The 17,469-nt window shown below is 47.3% G+C and carries 14 protein-coding genes and 1 riboswitch; of the genes, 10 read left to right on the top strand and 4 right to left on the bottom strand.

The genetic code is table 11. The features are described 5' to 3' along the window. Positions 1–10 precede the first annotated feature (10 nt). Together WES_RS07665 and metG are read right to left on the bottom strand one after the other, a co-directional pair. Positions 11–3,814 (bottom strand): DUF4132 domain-containing protein, encoded by a 3,804-nt coding sequence (locus tag WES_RS07665; protein WP_016158592.1) that lies wholly within the window; start codon positions 3,812–3,814, stop codon positions 11–13. 139 nt (positions 3,815–3,953) lie between these two features. Beyond that, positions 3,954–5,987: a methionine--tRNA ligase gene (gene metG / locus WES_RS07670; RefSeq protein WP_016158591.1), complete on the bottom strand. Its 2,034-nt coding sequence runs from the start codon at positions 5,985–5,987 to the stop codon at positions 3,954–3,956. 132 nt (positions 5,988–6,119) lie between these two features. Between metG and apbC the strand changes: the two genes are divergently transcribed. The 6 genes from apbC to WES_RS07700 all read left to right on the top strand — a co-directional run bounded on the left by apbC (position 6,120) and on the right by WES_RS07700 (position 12,910). Then, positions 6,120–7,229, top strand: coding sequence for an iron-sulfur cluster carrier protein ApbC (apbC, locus tag WES_RS07675; RefSeq protein WP_001005449.1), 1,110 nt, complete (start codon positions 6,120–6,122; stop codon positions 7,227–7,229). 263 nt (positions 7,230–7,492) lie between these two features. Beyond that, a complete protein-coding gene (locus WES_RS07680) occupies positions 7,493–7,771 on the top strand; it encodes a DUF2574 family protein (RefSeq protein WP_016158590.1) in 279 nt (92 codons plus the stop codon). A gap of 291 nt (positions 7,772–8,062) precedes the next feature. After that, positions 8,063–8,605, top strand: a complete 543-nt coding sequence (locus WES_RS07685; protein ID WP_000682825.1) for a fimbrial protein — start codon at positions 8,063–8,065, stop codon at positions 8,603–8,605. A gap of 84 nt (positions 8,606–8,689) precedes the next feature. Further along, positions 8,690–9,364 carry a fimbria/pilus periplasmic chaperone gene (locus WES_RS07690; protein WP_016158589.1) on the top strand — a complete coding sequence of 225 codons (675 nt, stop codon included), beginning with the start codon at positions 8,690–8,692 and terminating at the stop codon, positions 9,362–9,364. A gap of 15 nt (positions 9,365–9,379) precedes the next feature. Further along, positions 9,380–11,860: a fimbrial biogenesis outer membrane usher protein gene (locus tag WES_RS07695; RefSeq protein WP_016158588.1), complete on the top strand. Its 2,481-nt coding sequence runs from the start codon at positions 9,380–9,382 to the stop codon at positions 11,858–11,860. A 15-nt stretch (positions 11,861–11,875) separates the two neighbouring features. Continuing rightward, positions 11,876–12,910: a putative fimbrial-like adhesin protein gene (locus WES_RS07700; RefSeq protein WP_024195140.1), complete on the top strand. Its 1,035-nt coding sequence runs from the start codon at positions 11,876–11,878 to the stop codon at positions 12,908–12,910. An 81-nt stretch (positions 12,911–12,991) separates the two neighbouring features. Here WES_RS07700 and rcnB read toward each other — a convergent pair whose 3' ends face one another. Together rcnB and WES_RS07710 are read right to left on the bottom strand one after the other, a co-directional pair. Then, on the bottom strand, positions 12,992–13,330 hold the full coding sequence (gene rcnB, locus WES_RS07705; RefSeq protein WP_000155512.1) for a Ni(II)/Co(II) efflux transporter accessory subunit RcnB: 339 nt from the start codon (positions 13,328–13,330) through the stop codon (positions 12,992–12,994). A gap of 218 nt (positions 13,331–13,548) precedes the next feature. Further along, positions 13,549–14,370: a nickel/cobalt efflux protein RcnA gene (locus WES_RS07710; RefSeq protein WP_016158586.1), complete on the bottom strand. Its 822-nt coding sequence runs from the start codon at positions 14,368–14,370 to the stop codon at positions 13,549–13,551. A gap of 120 nt (positions 14,371–14,490) precedes the next feature. On the opposite strand from WES_RS07710, the gene rcnR reads away from it, so the two are divergent. From rcnR to WES_RS07730, 4 genes are all read left to right on the top strand, one after another. Further along, positions 14,491–14,763, top strand: coding sequence for a Ni(II)/Co(II)-binding transcriptional repressor RcnR (rcnR, locus tag WES_RS07715; RefSeq protein ID WP_000019944.1), 273 nt, complete (start codon positions 14,491–14,493; stop codon positions 14,761–14,763). A 91-nt stretch (positions 14,764–14,854) separates the two neighbouring features. Continuing rightward, positions 14,855–14,951, top strand: a riboswitch (TPP riboswitch). A gap of 34 nt (positions 14,952–14,985) precedes the next feature. Then, positions 14,986–15,774, top strand: a complete 789-nt coding sequence (gene thiM, locus WES_RS07720; protein WP_016158584.1) for a hydroxyethylthiazole kinase — start codon at positions 14,986–14,988, stop codon at positions 15,772–15,774. Beyond that, on the top strand, positions 15,771–16,571 hold the full coding sequence (gene thiD / locus WES_RS07725; protein WP_016158583.1) for a bifunctional hydroxymethylpyrimidine kinase/phosphomethylpyrimidine kinase: 801 nt from the start codon (positions 15,771–15,773) through the stop codon (positions 16,569–16,571). Before thiM ends, thiD begins: the two co-directional genes overlap by 4 nt. A gap of 65 nt (positions 16,572–16,636) precedes the next feature. After that, positions 16,637–17,455 carry a glycoside hydrolase family 25 protein gene (locus WES_RS07730; protein WP_016158582.1) on the top strand — a complete coding sequence of 273 codons (819 nt, stop codon included), beginning with the start codon at positions 16,637–16,639 and terminating at the stop codon, positions 17,453–17,455. Positions 17,456–17,469 lie beyond the last annotated feature (14 nt).

The following is a 17,469-nucleotide window of genomic DNA, read 5'->3' as shown; positions in this document are numbered from 1 at the left end:
TTAAATCCTTTTAATCAAACAGTGATTCAATATCGTTAATGAGTTCGCTGGCGGTGATGGCATCAAGCGCCGAGAAAGTGAGCGAGGACTGTGTACTGTAGCGTTCCCCTGGCGAAGTGATTTTTACGCTTTCAACAGGTAGTAAATCGCCATAACCCGTTTCACCATAAATCAATGAGAAAGGTTCTGTTTCAAGTTCGAGATCGCCATAAAGGGTAGATTTGCGCATTGCATAGACGCTGCCGCTTTCTTCCAGGCGTTGCCAGCCTCTGCGTTCCAGTCCGACAATGCGCCCGGCCTGGCAAAGCCGTCCGCTCCAGCGTGTCAATTCATGGGCGCTGCGTTCATTGTCAGCAAGGTGGTAACTACAACGGTCGAGCTGTTGGAAGGGGGGAAGCAGTTCGTAATCAGCGTAAATTTGCCTGAATGCAGCGGCGGATTCAGGGGAGATTTCCAGCACATGCGGAATACCGATGTTCCCTGCTGGCAGCGTGAATAGCTCATCCTGTGCATTGCTGTAAGTTCTGTCTTCTGCCACGCGGAAACAGGTCATAAGGGTGTTTTCATCGTTATATACCCCCCATAACAGTCGTCGGGTTAAGTGACACATCAACGGATGTTCTGCCAGGAACAGGCGGAACTGCTCTGCCGTCCAGCGTCTGCGCTGGCACATAGCCTGTTCCAGACGGGTAATTTGCTGGCTGGCGATAGCACGAACATCTTTTTTCAACTGTTTGAAGAGGATAACTGCGTCAGTTGACAGTGTTTTATCATCACTCTGGTTGGGTTTAGGTAAATCTTTCAGAACTTTGCCGTTTGCGTCGCGAACCACGGGTTTTAAGGTTTCATCAAAACCAACGGCGAATTGACGTGAGCCGAAATCCAGTGTCAGAGAGCCGTGGGTATCAAGTCCTAAATCGGGAGCCAGTCGGTCTTCCAGTTCGGCCATTGTCAGCCCGCGATTTTCGGCGACCATATTGATTTTGTCGCGGGCATGTTCCTGCAATGCTTTGAATTTAATCTTTTGCGCAATGCCATTAAGCAACATCAGCGCCATATCGCTACCGATACTGGCTAACACATCCAGCCCGGAAACTGCTCGTTTATGCTGGGATTCCCCCGGCCAGGCACGGATAAGCGGGGTTAATTTACGTGCGGTGTCGTCATTGCCTAAAATTCCCAGCGAGGTAAATGCCCAGTTTTCTTTTGCGGGGGCGCCAGCTTCTGTCCAGGCGGTATAAAGATCCCAGCCAAATTCAGCCAGTGATTCGCGGGTGAAGGTTTCTCTAATGATATCCAGCCCAGCGTAGGCGGTAATGTCGCGAGGAAAACTCAACATAGTGCCGAGGTAGCGCATAGCGTCATCTGGCAGAGGCAGGTTGTTACTTTTAAGCCGTGGTCTGCGCCATAAGCTGAACTGATAAAAGCCGGGCAGAGGGGGGATTTTAGCGGGATATTCTTCCAGTGGGTCGCTATCGAACAATGTTGCCAGCGCAGCTAAAACATCAGGTTGGTTATACCCTTGGGCGATTTCCTCAATCGTTTCTCGCTGGTTTAATTTCACCAGCAGGCGGAGCGCCTGGCGGGCACAATCACGATCTTTTCCTTGTTTGCCCAGTGCCACAGGAAGTAGCCCGGCGGCGGCATGGCGTGGGAATTTAGCCAGCCATTTTCGGGCATCTTCAGCAGACATTGTTTTCTGTAATCGCTGCGCCATCTGTAATGCTAATTCGCTGACGCCCAGGAAGAGAGTGAATATCCACAACTGTTGTGGCTTACGTTGCAGACATTTCATAAACGCAGGAATGGCCGCATCACCAAAAATCGCCAGAATCTCTTTCTCGCCGGAGAATTCTTCTTCATTGATTATTTGATTGAGGAAAGAAATAGCATGTTGAGTGGGTAGGAAACAGAGAGCGTACAACTGCCAGGATTTACTGCCTTTGTTATGGTATTGCGCAAACTCTGCTTTCAGCGCCGGGAAATCGAAACGTAACAGGGCATCAACTGCGCTTTGTGGCATTATTTTTTTTTCGTATTGTTCTTCTCCGGTTCTGCGCCATTCCTTAAACCCCAGTCGCCAGAGAATTTGTTGTTCTGGTGTAAAAGGAATGAAAGATGTCTCCCAGCTCTCTTTTTCAATTAGTGGCAGATCGGTAAATAATGTTTGCTGTGATGCCTGATATTTTGCGATGTCACTAAATCTGGATATGTCAGTATAACTGATTAATTCTGTAATTCCTGGTGTGATATCAGTGACGGAAGGAACGGGAAGTATCGGTAAATCAAATACGGGTACTGCATTCTTTTTCTTATTTATTACCCACGGTGGCGAAGTAAACAGCTCTGGCAACATATCCGCAGTGGCATATTCACATTCTTCAGTCGCAGGTTGCGGACGACATTCAGATAAGATACCTGCCGCTTTAGCATTAACCCAGGGAATAACGTCACATACCAACTCTGGCGTGGCGGTAATCAGTTTGACAAGTGCGTTACGCCACTGTGTATCTTCATGTATTGCCAACAAAGTAGCATAAGCGGCAATAGCCGCAGCAGGATGTTTTTGACAGGCTTTGCTTAAGTATTCCAGGTGCTTTTTCTTGCCAATTACACCGAGGATCAGAATTTGAATCGCATCCGGGTGATTCGTTTTCCATAGCCATTTGACAAGGTTTTCGGTTTCACTGATGTGATTGAAAACATAATCCGGGTCGTCAGAATGGTCTTCCGTTAACTCAAGAAGTATCCGGCTTACACCGCGCACCCCATTATTTGCCAACAACATTGCCAGATAAGCGCGAAAATCACGATACAACGGTGGGAAGTCGTATTTTTCTGCTGTAGTCAGAGCAGTATCATCGGTTACCACCAGTCTTAACCAGGTCATCGCCGGAACGTTTTGATCTGCATAACGTAGCGCCATGGCATTGGCGATATCCGGTCGTTCAGGGATCAGTAGCGCCGCAAAAGGTTGCCGTGCCGGGGAGAGCGAGGGAATAGCAGCAAGTACTTTATCTACACAGCGTTGCCACTCATCTTCTGAAGCGAGTGAAAGATGATGACATAGACGTTGATGCCAGTTCGGTAGCGATTCTGCTTCGAGATCGGGAGGAATTATGGTCGTGACGGCGGCTTTTACTGTTTTATATCTAAGTTGAAGAGCGAGAAGGGTGATTTCAACGGTAGTTTCCAGGCCACAACGAACGACTAAGTCATCGACCAGTTCATCTGTTGAGTAAGAGTTCCAGGAGTGCCAGAGTAATGCCGCATCAGACTGCGCACTACCTGTCTGTAGATTATCCTGGATTCGCAACTGTAATTCGGCAAACGCCTGCTGCCAGTTTTCCGGATAAGAACTGTAGTATTTTTTTAAATCATATGCATAAGTGCTATCTGCAATACGCTTCCATACTTCACCTTTATTGCGCAGATAATTAATTTCTCTTGGCCTGGTGCGATGAGGGAAAGCAAATCGATTAATATCGTCAGTTAACGTAATGACTGCATCATCAGCAAGCCATGGGCGTTTGTTTTTACTTACAACTGCAGTTTTAACTTCAGAAGGGGGGCTTTCTTTTGTGACTGGCGGGAGAACCATATTTACCGAGTCACCTTCCACATAACCCTTCTTCATTTTCTCCGCGATTAGCTTCAGCTCTGCTTTTTCCGCAGCAGCAGCATCCGCAAATCTTTTTACCTGGCTTTGCCCGTTGGTGTCGACTTTTCCCCAGCTAATATGCAGTTCGTTTTCCTGCTGCGCCACCGCCCAGAATTTATGTGATTTCTCGTCCTGATAGATAAAGTGTCTCATTCTGCATCCCTGTAATTTTATCCAGTTTAATACAGATGCTAACAGCATTTGCGCAGGTTACAGAGCGACAAAAAGGCGAGAAAACAACTTTAGGAATTTATAAAGAAAAGGCGCTGTCGATGCAGCGCCTTGAAGGGGATTATTTCACTTGATGACCCGGTTTAGCACCGGCATCCGGGCTTAACAGGAAGATATCTTTCCCGCCAGGACCGGCGGCCATCACCATGCCTTCGGAGATACCGAAGCGCATTTTACGCGGTGCCAGGTTAGCCACCATAATGGTGTGACGACCAATCAGCGCCTGCGGGTCTGGATAAGCAGAACGGATGCCTGAGAAGACATTACGTTTTTCACCACCAAGATCCAGCGTCAGGCGCAGCAGTTTGTCAGAACCTTCAACAAACTCTGCGTTTTCAATCAGCGCCACGCGCAGGTCAACTTTGGCGAAGTCGTCAAAGGTGATGGTTTCCTGAATCGGATCATCAGCCAGCGGGCCAGTAACTGGCGCGGCAGTGGCTTTCACTTCTTCTTTAGAGGCTTCCACCAGTGCTTCAACCTGCTTCATGTCGATGCGGTTATACAGTGCTTTGAACGGATTAACTTTGTGCGCCAGCAGCGGTTGCTGGATGCCATCCCAGGTCAGTTCCGTATTGAGGAATGCTTCTGCACGCTCGGTCAGTTTCGGCAGTACCGGTTTCAGGTACGTCATCAGCACGCGGAACAGGTTAATGCCCATTGAGCAAATCGCCTGCAGGTCGGCATCGCGACCTTCCTGTTTCGCCACCACCCACGGAGCCTGCTCGTCAACATAGCGGTTAGCCAGGTCAGCCAGCGCCATGATTTCGCGCACAGCTTTACCAAACTCACGGCTTTCCCACGCTTCGCCAATCGCTTCGGCGGCATCGGTAAAGGTTTTGTACAGTTCAGGGTCTGCCAGCTCGCTTGCCAGTACGCCGTCAAAACGCTTGTTGATAAAGCCAGCGTTACGGGAGGCCAGGTTAACCACTTTGTTGACGATATCGGCATTTACACGCTGAACAAAATCTTCCAGGTTCAGGTCGATATCATCGATACGCGAAGAGAGTTTCGCGGTGTAGTAGTAGCGCAGGCTGTCAGCGTCAAAATGATTCAGCCAGGTGCTGGCTTTAATGAACGTGCCGCGAGACTTGGACATCTTCGCGCCGTTAACCGTTACATAGCCGTGAACAAACAGGTTGGTCGGTTTGCGGAAGTTGCTGCCTTCCAGCATGGCTGGCCAGAACAGGCTGTGGAAGTAAACAATATCTTTACCGATGAAGTGGTACAGCTCGGCGGTGGAGTCTTTCTTCCAGTATTCATCGAAGCTTACGCTGTCGCCGCGCTTGTCACACAGATTCTTGAAAGAACCCATATAGCCAATTGGCGCGTCCAGCCAGACGTAGAAGTATTTGCCCGGCGCGTTCGGAATTTCAAAACCGAAGTACGGTGCGTCGCGGGAGATGTCCCACTGTTGCAGGCCGGATTCAAACCATTCCTGCATTTTGTTTGCCACCTGCTCCTGCAACGCGCCGCTGCGGGTCCATGCCTGCAACATTTCGCTGAAAGAGGGCAGATCAAAGAAGAAGTGTTCGGAATCACGCATTACCGGCGTAGCGCCAGAAACCACTGATTTCGGCTCGATCAGTTCCGTCGGGCTATATGTTGCGCCGCAGACTTCACAGTTATCGCCGTATTGATCCGGTGCTTTACATTTCGGGCAGGTGCCTTTCACAAAACGGTCCGGCAGGAACATGCCTTTTTCCGGATCGTACAGCTGAGAGATGGTGCGGTTTTTAATAAAACCGTTCTCTTTCAGGCGAGTATAGATAAGCTCAGACAACTGACGGTTCTCTTCGCTGTGCGTTGAGTGATAGTTGTCATAGCTGATGTTAAAGCCTGCGAAATCAGTCTGATGCTCCTGACTCATTTCGCCAATCATCTGCTCCGGTGTGATACCAAGCTGCTGTGCTTTCAGCATGATCGGTGTACCGTGGGCATCGTCGGCGCAGATGAAGTTGACCTCGTGGCCGCGCATTCGCTGGTAACGGACCCAGACATCAGCCTGGATGTGCTCCAGCATATGGCCGAGGTGGATTGAGCCGTTAGCGTACGGCAGTGCGCACGTCACCAGAATTTTCTTCGCGACTTGAGTCATAGTAGGCATTACTTCTTAGTAGTGAAAAGGGGTTAGATAGTACCAAATGGGAAAATGTTAAGTAAGTACTTATCTATTTTCTTCAGGTAAACTATTTAGCTGATGGTTTATCTATATAAATAAGGAGTCGGGATGAACGAACAATCCCAGGCCAAATCACCAGAAGCCTTGCGCGCAATGGTCGCCGGGACACTGGCTAATTTTCAGCACCCAACCCTGAAGCATAACCTTACCACGCTGAAAGCGTTGCATCATGTCGCCTGGATGGACGACACGCTGCATGTGGAGCTGGTTATGCCGTTCGTCTGGCATAGCGCGTTCGAAGAGTTAAAAGAGCAATGTAGCGCCGAATTGCTGCGTATCACCGGGGCAAAAGCTATCGACTGGAAACTGTCGCATAATATTGCCACCCTGAAACGCGTTAAAAATCAGCCGGGAATTAACGGCGTGAAGAACATTATCGCGGTCAGTTCCGGCAAAGGCGGCGTGGGTAAATCCTCCACGGCGGTAAACCTGGCGCTGGCGCTGGCGGCGGAAGGCGCGAAAGTCGGCATTCTGGATGCCGACATTTATGGTCCGTCTATCCCAACCATGCTGGGGGCAGAAAATCAGCGTCCGACCTCGCCGGACGGGACTCACATGGCACCGATTATGTCTCATGGCCTGGCAACCAATTCAATTGGTTATCTGGTCACTGACGACAACGCGATGGTGTGGCGTGGTCCGATGGCGAGCAAGGCGTTAATGCAGATGTTGCAGGAAACTTTGTGGCCGGATCTCGACTATCTGGTGCTCGACATGCCGCCAGGCACCGGTGACATTCAATTGACACTGGCGCAAAACATTCCAGTAACCGGTGCAGTCGTGGTCACCACGCCGCAGGACATCGCGTTGATCGACGCGAAAAAAGGCATTGTGATGTTCGAGAAAGTCGAAGTTCCGGTGCTCGGTATTGTCGAGAACATGAGCGTCCATATTTGCAGTAACTGTGGTCACCATGAACCGATTTTCGGCACTGGTGGTGCAGAGAAACTGGCCGAGAAATATCACACACAGTTGCTGGGGCAGATGCCGTTACACATCTCCTTACGTGAAGATCTCGATAAAGGCACGCCAACGGTTATCAGTCGTCCGGAAAGTGAATTTACCACTATCTACCGCCAGCTGGCTGACCGCGTGGCTGCCCAGCTCTACTGGCAGGGTGAAGTCATTCCTGGCGAGATTTCCTTCCGCGCGGTCTAACGCGTATTAACCTTTCTGGTCATTCCGTATACACCGCAGCAATAATATATTGATGCGGTGTATTTATTTTTGTGGCTTTAAATGAACACTTTTTTAATGCTGCGAATATTCAGCGGATCTTAGTCCTAAACTGTACAAAGTAGATTGATCGTACAGGTAAAGCCTCTTTATCATCCTTCGTGGCTGTGTAGTGGATGTACAGCTATAGTTTGTTATGCACTCAATCTATCCAGGCATAACCTTTACTACAGGGATAACGTTCAATGAATAAGTATTGGCTGTCAGGAATTATTTTTCTCGCTTATGGATTGGCGTCACCCGCGTTCTCATCAGATCCTGCCACATTAACTATCAATGGCAGGATCAGCCCACCGACATGCAGTATGGATATTGTTAATAGCCAACTCCAACAGCATTGCGGTCAGGTATCGCAAAGCGTTGATACCCGTCATCGTATTTCTTCGCCGGTAAAAGGCGTTACTACAGAGCTGGTAGCGGGCAACGATAGCAAACGTCGAATCGTATTAAATCGCTACGATTAATCAGGCAACACTGTTTTAATCATATTTTGAAAGCTCAAATCACTATTATGAATGATTTGAGCTTTTTTATTTATTTGAAGAATGTGGTTAACAGTAATTTATGTCAATTAATAAATATGGCAAATATTTAATTCCCCTACGTATTTGTTGTAATTATATTGCAATGGTTAATTTGCTTTAAATCAATAAAACAATGTGTTTACATTGCGGTAACCTTTTTGATGTGAGAAATTTGTTTCCACGAGATACAGAGTCTTAACAATCAAAATAAATTCTATTAAGGAACCTATTATGAAACATTCAATTATTGCTGCCGCTGTCTTTTCTTCTTTTTTCATGAGTGCTGGCGTATTTGCTGCAGACGTTGATACCGGAACTTTAACCATTAAGGGGAATATTGCAGAGTCTCCGTGTAAATTTGAAGCGGGTGGTGATTCAGTAAGTATTAATATGCCGACTGTGCCCACCACTGTATTTGAAGGTAAAGCTAAATACTCGACCTATGATGATGCCGTCGGTGTAACCAGCAGTATGTTAAAAATTAGCTGTCCGAAAGAAGTAGCTGGTGTAAAACTCTCGTTGATCACCAATGATAAAATAACCGGAAATGATAAGGCTATAGCCAGTAGTAACGATACCGTGGGTTATTATCTCTATTTAGGTGATAACAGTGATGTACTGGATGTTTCAGCGCCTTTTAATATTGAAAGCTATAAAACAGCGGATGGTCAATATGCGATTCCGTTTAAAGCAAAATACCTGAAACTGACAGAAAGCTCAGTGCAATCAGGTGATGTGGTATCTTCTTTAGTTATGCGTGTGGCTCAGGATTAATAATTAAATAAATTTGCAAGTTTCTCCAGGCAATAAACATGGCCGCTATCCCCATGGCGGCCTTTTAATTCAAGGGGCATTAAGATGAAAGGATTATTACCTTTACTCATTTTTTCTATGGGCATTCCCGCCCATGCCGGAATTGTCATCTACGGGACGCGAATTATTTATCCGGCAGAAAAAAAAGAAGTGATGGTGCAGTTGATGAATCAGGGAAATCGCTCTTCGCTGCTGCAGGCGTGGATTGATGATGGCGACACGTCGCTGCCACCAGAAAAAATTCAGGTTCCTTTCATGTTAACGCCGCCAGTGGCAAAAATAGGAGCAAATTCCGGGCAGCAAGTAAAAATTAAAATTATGCCGAATAAGCTGCCTACTAATAAGGAGAGTATTTTTTATCTGAATGTTCTGGATATTCCACCAAATAGTCCAGAACAAGAAGGCAAGAATGCACTGAAGTTTGCGATGCAAAACAGAATCAAATTGTTTTACCGACCGTCGGGTATTGCCCCGGTAAATAAAGCAACATTTAAGAAATTGCTGGTAAATCGTAGCGGCAATGGACTGGTGATAAAAAATAATTCACCGAACTGGGTGACTATTTCCGATGTAAAAGCGAATAATGTCAAGGTCAATTATGAAACCATCATGATAGCGCCATTAGAAAGCCAGAGTGTTAACGTCAAAACTAATAATACGAATAACTGGCATTTGACCATTATTGATGATGATGGCAACTATATTAGCGACAAAATTTAATTGCAGGAGCTGCCTATGTTGAGAATAACCCCACTCGCATTAGCAATCGTTGTGTTATTGCTCGGCATTGAAGTTCATGCAGCAGAAGAAACCTTTGATACCCATTTTATGATGGGGGGAATGAAAGACCAACAGGTTGCTCATATTCGCATGGATGATAATCAACCTTTACCGGGTCAGTATGACGTCGATATTTATGTCAATAAGCAATGGTATGGAAAATACGAGGTTATCGTTAAGGATAATCCTGAAGAAACATGCCTGGCGAGAGAAATTATAAAGCGGTTAGGTATTAATACCGATAACTTCGCCAGTGGCAGTCAATGTTTAACATTAGAGCAACTTGTTCAGGGCGGGAGCTATGCCTGGGATATCGGTGTTTTTCGTTTAGATTTCAGCGTTCCGCAAGCCTGGGTTGATGAACTGGAAAGTGGTTATGTTCCGCCGGAAAACTGGGAACGGGGTATTAATGCTTTTTATACCTCTTATTATATGAGCCAGTATTACAGCGACTATAAAGCGTCGGGTAATAGTAAGAGTAGTTATATTCGTTTTAACAGTGGATTAAATCTGCTGGGGTGGCAACTGCATTCTGATGCCAGTTTCAGCAAAACGGATAACAATCCTGGGGAGTGGAAAAGCAATACCCTATATCTGGAACGCGGATTTGCACAAATTCTCGGCACGCTGCGTGTTGGTGATATGTACACCTCAAGCGATATTTTTGACTCTGTTCGCTTTAGCGGCGTGCGACTGTTTCGCGATATGCAGATGTTGCCTGACTCGAAGCAAAATTTTACCCCACGGGTGCAGGGGATTGCGCAGAGCAACGCGCTGGTAACTATTGAACAAAACGGTTTTGTCGTTTACCAGAAGGAGGTTCCGCCAGGCCCGTTTTCGATTACTGATCTGCAGTTAGCGGGTGGTGGAGCGGATCTTGATGTTAGCGTGAAAGAGGCTGACGGTTCGGTTACCACGTATCTGGTGCCTTATTCGGCGGTGCCAAATATGTTGCAACCGGGCGTGTCGAAATATGATTTTGCGGCGGGTCGTAGCCATATTGAAGGAGCAAATAAGCAAAGCGATTTTGTTCAGGTCGGTTACCAGTATGGCTTTAATAATTTATTAACGCTGTATGGCGGCACGATGATTGCCAATAATTACTACGCGTTTACTCTTGGGACTGGCTGGAATACACGCATTGGCGCAATTTCTGTCGATGCAACAAAATCTCATAGTAAGCAAGATAATGGCGATGTTTTTGACGGACAAAGTTATCAGATAGCCTACAACAAATTTGTGACTCAAACATCGACGCGTTTTGGCCTGGCAGCCTGGCGTTATTCTTCGCGCGATTATCGGACGTTTAACGATTATGTCTGGGCAAATAATAAAGATAATTATCGTCGCGATAAAAATGATGTCTATGATATTGCCGATTATTACCAGAATGATTTTGGCCGTAAAAATAGCTTCTCTGCCAATATGAGCCAGTCATTGCCCGAAGGCTGGGGTTCTGTGTCATTAAGTACGTTATGGCGAGATTACTGGGGGCGTAGCGGCAGCAGTAAAGATTATCAGTTGAGTTACTCCAATAACTTGCAACGGATAAGCTATACCCTCGCAGCAAGTCAGGCGTATGACGAGAATCATCATGAAGAGAAACGCTTTAATATTTTTATCTCGATTCCCTTTGACTGGGGTGATGACGTCACGACACCACGGCGGCAAATATATATGTCTAACTCAACGACGTTTGATGATCAGGGTATTGCCTCAAACAATACAGGAATATCGGGAACGGTTGGGAGCCGCGATCAGTTTAACTATGGTGTCAACCTGAGTCATCAGCATCAGGGGAATGAAACGACAGCTGGTGCAAATTTAACCTGGAACGCGCCGATGGCGACAGTGAATGGTAGTTATAGTCAGTCCAGCACGTATAGGCAGGCTGGAGCCAGTATTTCAGGGGGCGTTATCGCCTGGTCTGGCGGTGTGAATCTGGCAAACCGTCTTTCTGAAACGTTTGCTGTGATGTATGCACCAGGAATTAAAGATGCCTACGTGAATGGACAAAAATATCGCACGACAAATCATAATGGGGTGGTGGTATACGACGGAATGACCTCTTATCGGGAAAATCACCTGATGCTGGATGTGTCGCAAAGCGATAGCGAAACAGAATTACGCGGTAACCGGAAAATTGCCGCCCCTTATCGCGGTGCGGTCGTGCTGGTTAATTTTGATACCGATCAGCGCAAGCCCTGGTTTATAAAAGCGTTAAGAGCGGATAGACAACCATTAACGTTTGGTTATGAAGTCAATGATATCCATGGTCATAATATTGGCGTTGTCGGTCAGGGAAGTCAGCTTTTTATACGCACCAATGAAATTCCGCCATCAGTTAATGTGGCTATTGATAAACAACAAGGGCTTTCATGCACAATCACCTTCGGTAAAGTGATTGATGAAACTAGAACTTATATTTGCCAATAAGCATCGGGTAACTTTATGAGAATTAACATAGTGTTATTTATATTCATGATGATGGTTATACCTGCGAGCTATGCGGCATGTTATGGAGAGTTGTCAGCGCAGCATAATTTGGTTGTTCAGGGGGATTTTGCGCTAACTCAAACACAAACAGCGACATATGAACATAATTTTAATGATTCGTCATGCGTGAGTACGAATACCATTACCCCCATGAGTCCTTCGGATATTATTGTTGGGTTTTATAACGATACCATCAAATTAAATTTACATTTTGAATGGACTAACAAAAGCAGCATCACATTATCAAATAACCAGACCAGTTTCACCAGTGGTTATTCAGTAACGGTGACATCGGCAGCCAGTAACGCGAAAGTGAATGTTTCTGCGGGGGGCGGCGGAGCAGTGATGATTAATGGTGTCGCGACATTATCCAGTGCTTCATCAACAACGCGTGGGAGTGCCGCAGTACAATTTTTACTGTGTTTGTTAGGAGGAAAGTCGTGGGATGCATGTGTGAATAGCTACAGAAATGCATTGGCACAGAATGCAGGTGTCTATTCCTTTAGTCTGGCATTGTCATACAACCCGATAACAACGACCTGCAAACCTGATGATTTATTAATTACTTTAGAGAGTATTCCCGTTTCACAGTTACCAGCCACAGGTAACAAAACAACAATAAATAGCAAGAAAGGGGATATTATTCTGCGTTGTAAAAATTTATTAGGTCAACAAAATCAAACATCACGGAAAATGCAGGTGTATTTATCAAGTTCTGACTTGTTAACCAGCAGTAACACGATACTGAAAGGTGCGGAAGATAATGGCGTAGGATTTATTCTTGAAAGTAATGGTTCGCCAGTCACACTTTTAAATATCACTGACAGTAGTACAGGATATACAAATTTAAAGGAAATTGCGGCGAAGTCAAAAATTACAGATACAACGGTCTCAATTCCAATAACAGCCAGTTACTATGTTTATGATAAAAACAAAGTTAAATCTGGCGCACTGGAGGCTACCACATTAATCAACGTGAAATATGACTAATAACAAGTAAGACGAGCAAGTGGCTAATAATAAAAAATAACAAGGTGTCTGCATTTCCCCCTCATGATGAGGGGGCTTTTTTTAGCGATGGTAAAATATTTCGCCGTCGTAGGCTTTAATGATTTTACCGTCAGTGTCGTTGATCAACACATATGCGCCACCCATATAGGTCCAGTGGGTTCCGGCGTCAGGCGCAGGCAGGTTACGCAACTGCCACTGCTTAATATTGTACTCATCGGTGCGGTACATCTCTGGAACGGTATCGCCTGGTTTGAAATGCTTGAAGTCAGCGATGAAACTGCTCAACTCATACTTTGAAATTCCAGAGGCATTGGTCGAACCCGCAGTGGCCGGTGCGGCCCACGCTACGCTGGTTGCCAGCAACAGCGCACCCAACAATAACTTATTTCTTATGGTCATATACTCTCCACGTTGGGGATCAGTAAAATCAGTCGCATATCTTTCCTGTCATACAATATAACCGACAAGCGATATTTTGTTAGTGATCCCATGATTTCGTAAAAAGTGTAAATGAAAGGATGCTGTAAAAGCATCCTCATCGGGCGAAGAGTCAGCGGAAATAGCTGATTTAAGAATCATCCTGGGTTGAAGATAACATGCAAGCCCAAAGGATTGAGTTATCGGATTATGCCCATAACGCCATGCACGCCCATATACACTCCGACTAAGCCAATTAACAGGCTGGAAAAATAGGGGGCTTTTTTGGCGAGTGTGTTAAAGCCGCTCCAGCGTTTTGCCACTTGCTGGACACTGATTGCTGCGCCAACGCCCACGGTGACCAGCGTTAACGCGAGGCCAATACTGAAGCTAACGACCAGAGTTGCTCCCAGAGTGAGGGCTTTCAGTTGAATACAAATCAGCAGCACAGTTATCGCTGCAGGGCAGGGGATCAGTCCGCCAGTCAAGCCAAACAGTAAAATCTGCCAGTTCGTGACTTCCCTGCCATCAAAGCGTCGTTTAATGTCATTTGCGTGAGCCAGCTCATGGGCGTCCTGATATTCGACATTCTCGCCATGTTCGTGATGGTGATGATGTTCGTGATCATGGTCATGATGGTGGTGCTCGTGATCATGCCCGTGCATATTCTCAAGCCAGTTTCGTTCACCGCGCCATGTGCGCCAGAACATCCATAATGCGGTGCCGAGAATGATGACCGCAGAAATTAACTGTAGCCACGGTTCCGCCGACTGCGCAGTAAAGCGTTTGCTGATCACCATCCCGCCAAAGGCAATCAACCAGACTACCGCAGCATGCGAAATGGTTGCTGCCAGTCCAAGCATTACCGCCTGTTTAATCGTACCTTTAATGGCGATGATAAACGCCGCCATCATCGTTTTTGAGTGCCCTGGCTCCAGGCCATGAAGCGCACCAAGTAAGATGGCGCTGGGAATAAAAAACCAGGCGTTTCCTTGCTGAAGAAGAGTGGTAAATTCGGTCATGATAATAATTCTTAGTATTAAATGGATGCAGAGATTCTACTCCCCCCCAGTACATGATACTACCCCCCAGTAGATTAATAGTGCTATGATTTTTCATTATCTTGTTAACCAGGTGTTGCCATGTCTCATACCATCCGCGACAAACAGAAACTGAAAGCGCGCGCCAGTAAGATTCAGGGACAGGTCGTCGCGCTTAAGAAAATGCTCGATGAACCGCATGAATGCGCTGCCGTTCTACAACAGATTGCCGCCATTCGTGGTGCGGTAAACGGTCTGATGCGGGAAGTGATTAAAGGGCATCTGACGGAACACATTGTTCACCAGGGTGATGAACTAAAGCGTGAAGAAGACCTGGATGTTGTCCTTAAGGTGCTGGATTCTTATATAAAATAGTTCCGTAACGTTATTGTAATACTGCCGTTTTTCCTCGTTTACAACGCGCGCGCCGGACATTAACATCCTCCTTTGCGATTCATTATCGCAACCAAACGACTCGGGGTGCCCTTCTGCGTGAAGGCTGAGAAATACCCGTATCACCTGATCTGGATAATGCCAGCGTAGGGAAGTCACAGACCGCCAGGTCATTGCTTCTTCACGTTATGGCAGGAGCAAATTATGCAAGTCGACCTGCTGAGTCCGGCGCAATCTGCGCCCGTGTTACACCTTTTTCACCAATATTCCCCCCTTGTGCATTGCATGACCAATGATGTGGTGCAAACCTTTACTGCCAATACTTTACTGGCGCTCGGCGCATCGCCAGCGATGGTTATCGAAACCGAAGAGGCCAGTCAATTTGCGGCAATTGCCAGTGCGTTGCTGATTAACGTTGGTACACTGACGCAGCTACGCGCACAGGCGATGCGTGCCGCCATAGAACAGGCAAAACGCTCCCAAACGCCCTGGACGCTTGATCCGGTTGCGGTTGGTGCACTCGACTATCGCCGCCGTTTTTGTCTGGAACTTCTGTCTCATAAGCCAACCGCCATACGTGGTAATGCTTCGGAAATCATGGCATTAGCTGGCGTTGCTAATGGTGGACGGGGAGTGGATACCACTGACGCCGCAGCTAATGCGATACCCGCTGCACAAACACTGGCACGGGAAACTGGCGCAATCGTCGTGGTCACTGGCGACGTGGATTATGTTACCGATGGTTGTCGCACCGTTGGCATTCATGGCGGTGACCCGTTAATGACCAGAGTAGTAGGAACTGGCTGCGCATTATCGGCAGTTGTTGCTGCCTGTTGTGCATTACCAGGCGATCAGTTGAAAAATGTCGCATCTGCCTGTCACTGGATGAAACAAGCGGGAGAACGCGCAGTCATCAGAAGCAAAGGGCCGGGCAGTTTCGTCCCACATTTCCTTGATGCGCTCTGGCAGCTGACGCAGGAGGTGCAGGCATGAAACGGATTAACGCTCTGACGATAGCCGGTACTGACCCGAGCGGCGGCGCGGGGATTCAGGCCGATCTTAAAACTTTTTCGGCACTTGGCGCTTACGGCTGTTCGGTAATCACCGCGCTGGTGGCGCAAAATACCCGTGGCGTACAGTCGGTGTATCGCATTGAGCCTGATTTTGTCGCCGCCCAGCTCGATTCGGTGTTCAGCGATGTGCGAATCGACACCACTAAAATCGGTATGTTGGCGGAAACCGATATTGTTGAAGCGGTGGCAGAACGGCTGCAACGTTATCAGATCCAAAACGTGGTGCTGGATACCGTCATGCTGGCGAAAAGCGGCGACCCTCTGCTTTCACCTTCGGCGGTAGCCACGCTGCGTAGTCGATTATTGCCACAGGTTTCATTAATTACTCCGAACTTGCCGGAAGCAGCCGCTTTGCTCGATGCGCCACACGCGCGTAATGAACAGGAAATGCTGGAGCAGGGACGTGAATTATTGGCGATGGGCTGTGGCGCTGTGCTGATGAAAGGCGGTCATCTGGATGATGAACAAAGCCCGGACTGGCTGTTTACTCGCGACGGCGAACAACGCTTTGCTGCGCCGCGTATTATGACCAAAAACACCCACGGCACCGGTTGTACGCTCTCTGCGGCACTGGCGGCGTTGCGCCCGCGTCAAACAAACTGGGCTGATACCGTTCAGGAAGCAAAAAGCTGGCTGTCGGCAGCGTTAGCCCAGGCAGACTCACTGGAAGTCGGCCACGGAATTGGTCCGGTTCACCACTTCCACGCCTGGTGGTGAGCACCGTACTATAGCTGCTTTGGTTATTGTCAGCTTTTTTGCGCTGAAATTCAGGGATGAAACTAATGCAGCTAAAAATCGTCAGTCGCAAAAAATTCACCGCTTTGTTATGCGCTCTGGGGCTAATTTCCATCGTTGCGATTTATCCCCGCCAGACGGTGAATTTTTTCTATTCCACAGCAATTCAGATCAAAGACTACATTCACTTTTACGGTTATCGCCCAGTCAAATCTTTTGCTATTCGCATTCCTGCCAGTTACACCATTCACGGAATAGATGTTTCACGCTGGCAGGAGCGGATCGACTGGCAGCGGGTGGCAAAAATGCGCGATAACGGTATCCGCTTACAATTTGCCTTTATTAAGGCGACGGAAGGCGAAAAGCTGGTGGATCCCTATTTTTCGCGTAACTGGCGTCAAAGCCGCGAAAATGGCCTACTGCGCGGGGCGTATCACTATTTTTCCCCGTCGGTAGCTGCGCCGGTTCAGGCGCGATTATTTCTGCAAACGGTGGATTTTACACAAGATGATTTTCCTGCGGTGCTGGACGTAGAAGAGCGGGGAAAATTATCAGCAAAAGAATTACGCAAGCGGGTCAGTCAGTGGTTAAAAATGGTTGAAAGGAGCACGGGCAAAAAGCCGATTATTTATGCTGGTGCGACGTTTTATCACACTAATCTGGCGGGATATTTCAATGAATATCCGTGGTGGGTGGCTCACTATTATCAACGTCGCCCGGACAATGACGGCCTGGCCTGGCGTTTCTGGCAGCATTCCGACCGTGGACAGGTGGATGGCATTAATGGTCCGGTAGATTTTAATGTGTTTAATGGCACGGGGGAGGAGTTGCAGGCATTCGTTCATGGGATTAAAGAAACGCCTTAAATAAGAAGCAGTGA

This window comes from Escherichia sp. KTE31 (genome assembly GCF_000407925.1).
In the GTDB taxonomy this organism is placed as follows: Bacteria; Pseudomonadota; Gammaproteobacteria; order Enterobacterales; family Enterobacteriaceae; genus Escherichia; species Escherichia ruysiae.
The sequence above is the reverse complement of the archived record's forward strand: the minus strand, read 5'-3'. Positions and strand labels throughout refer to the sequence as shown.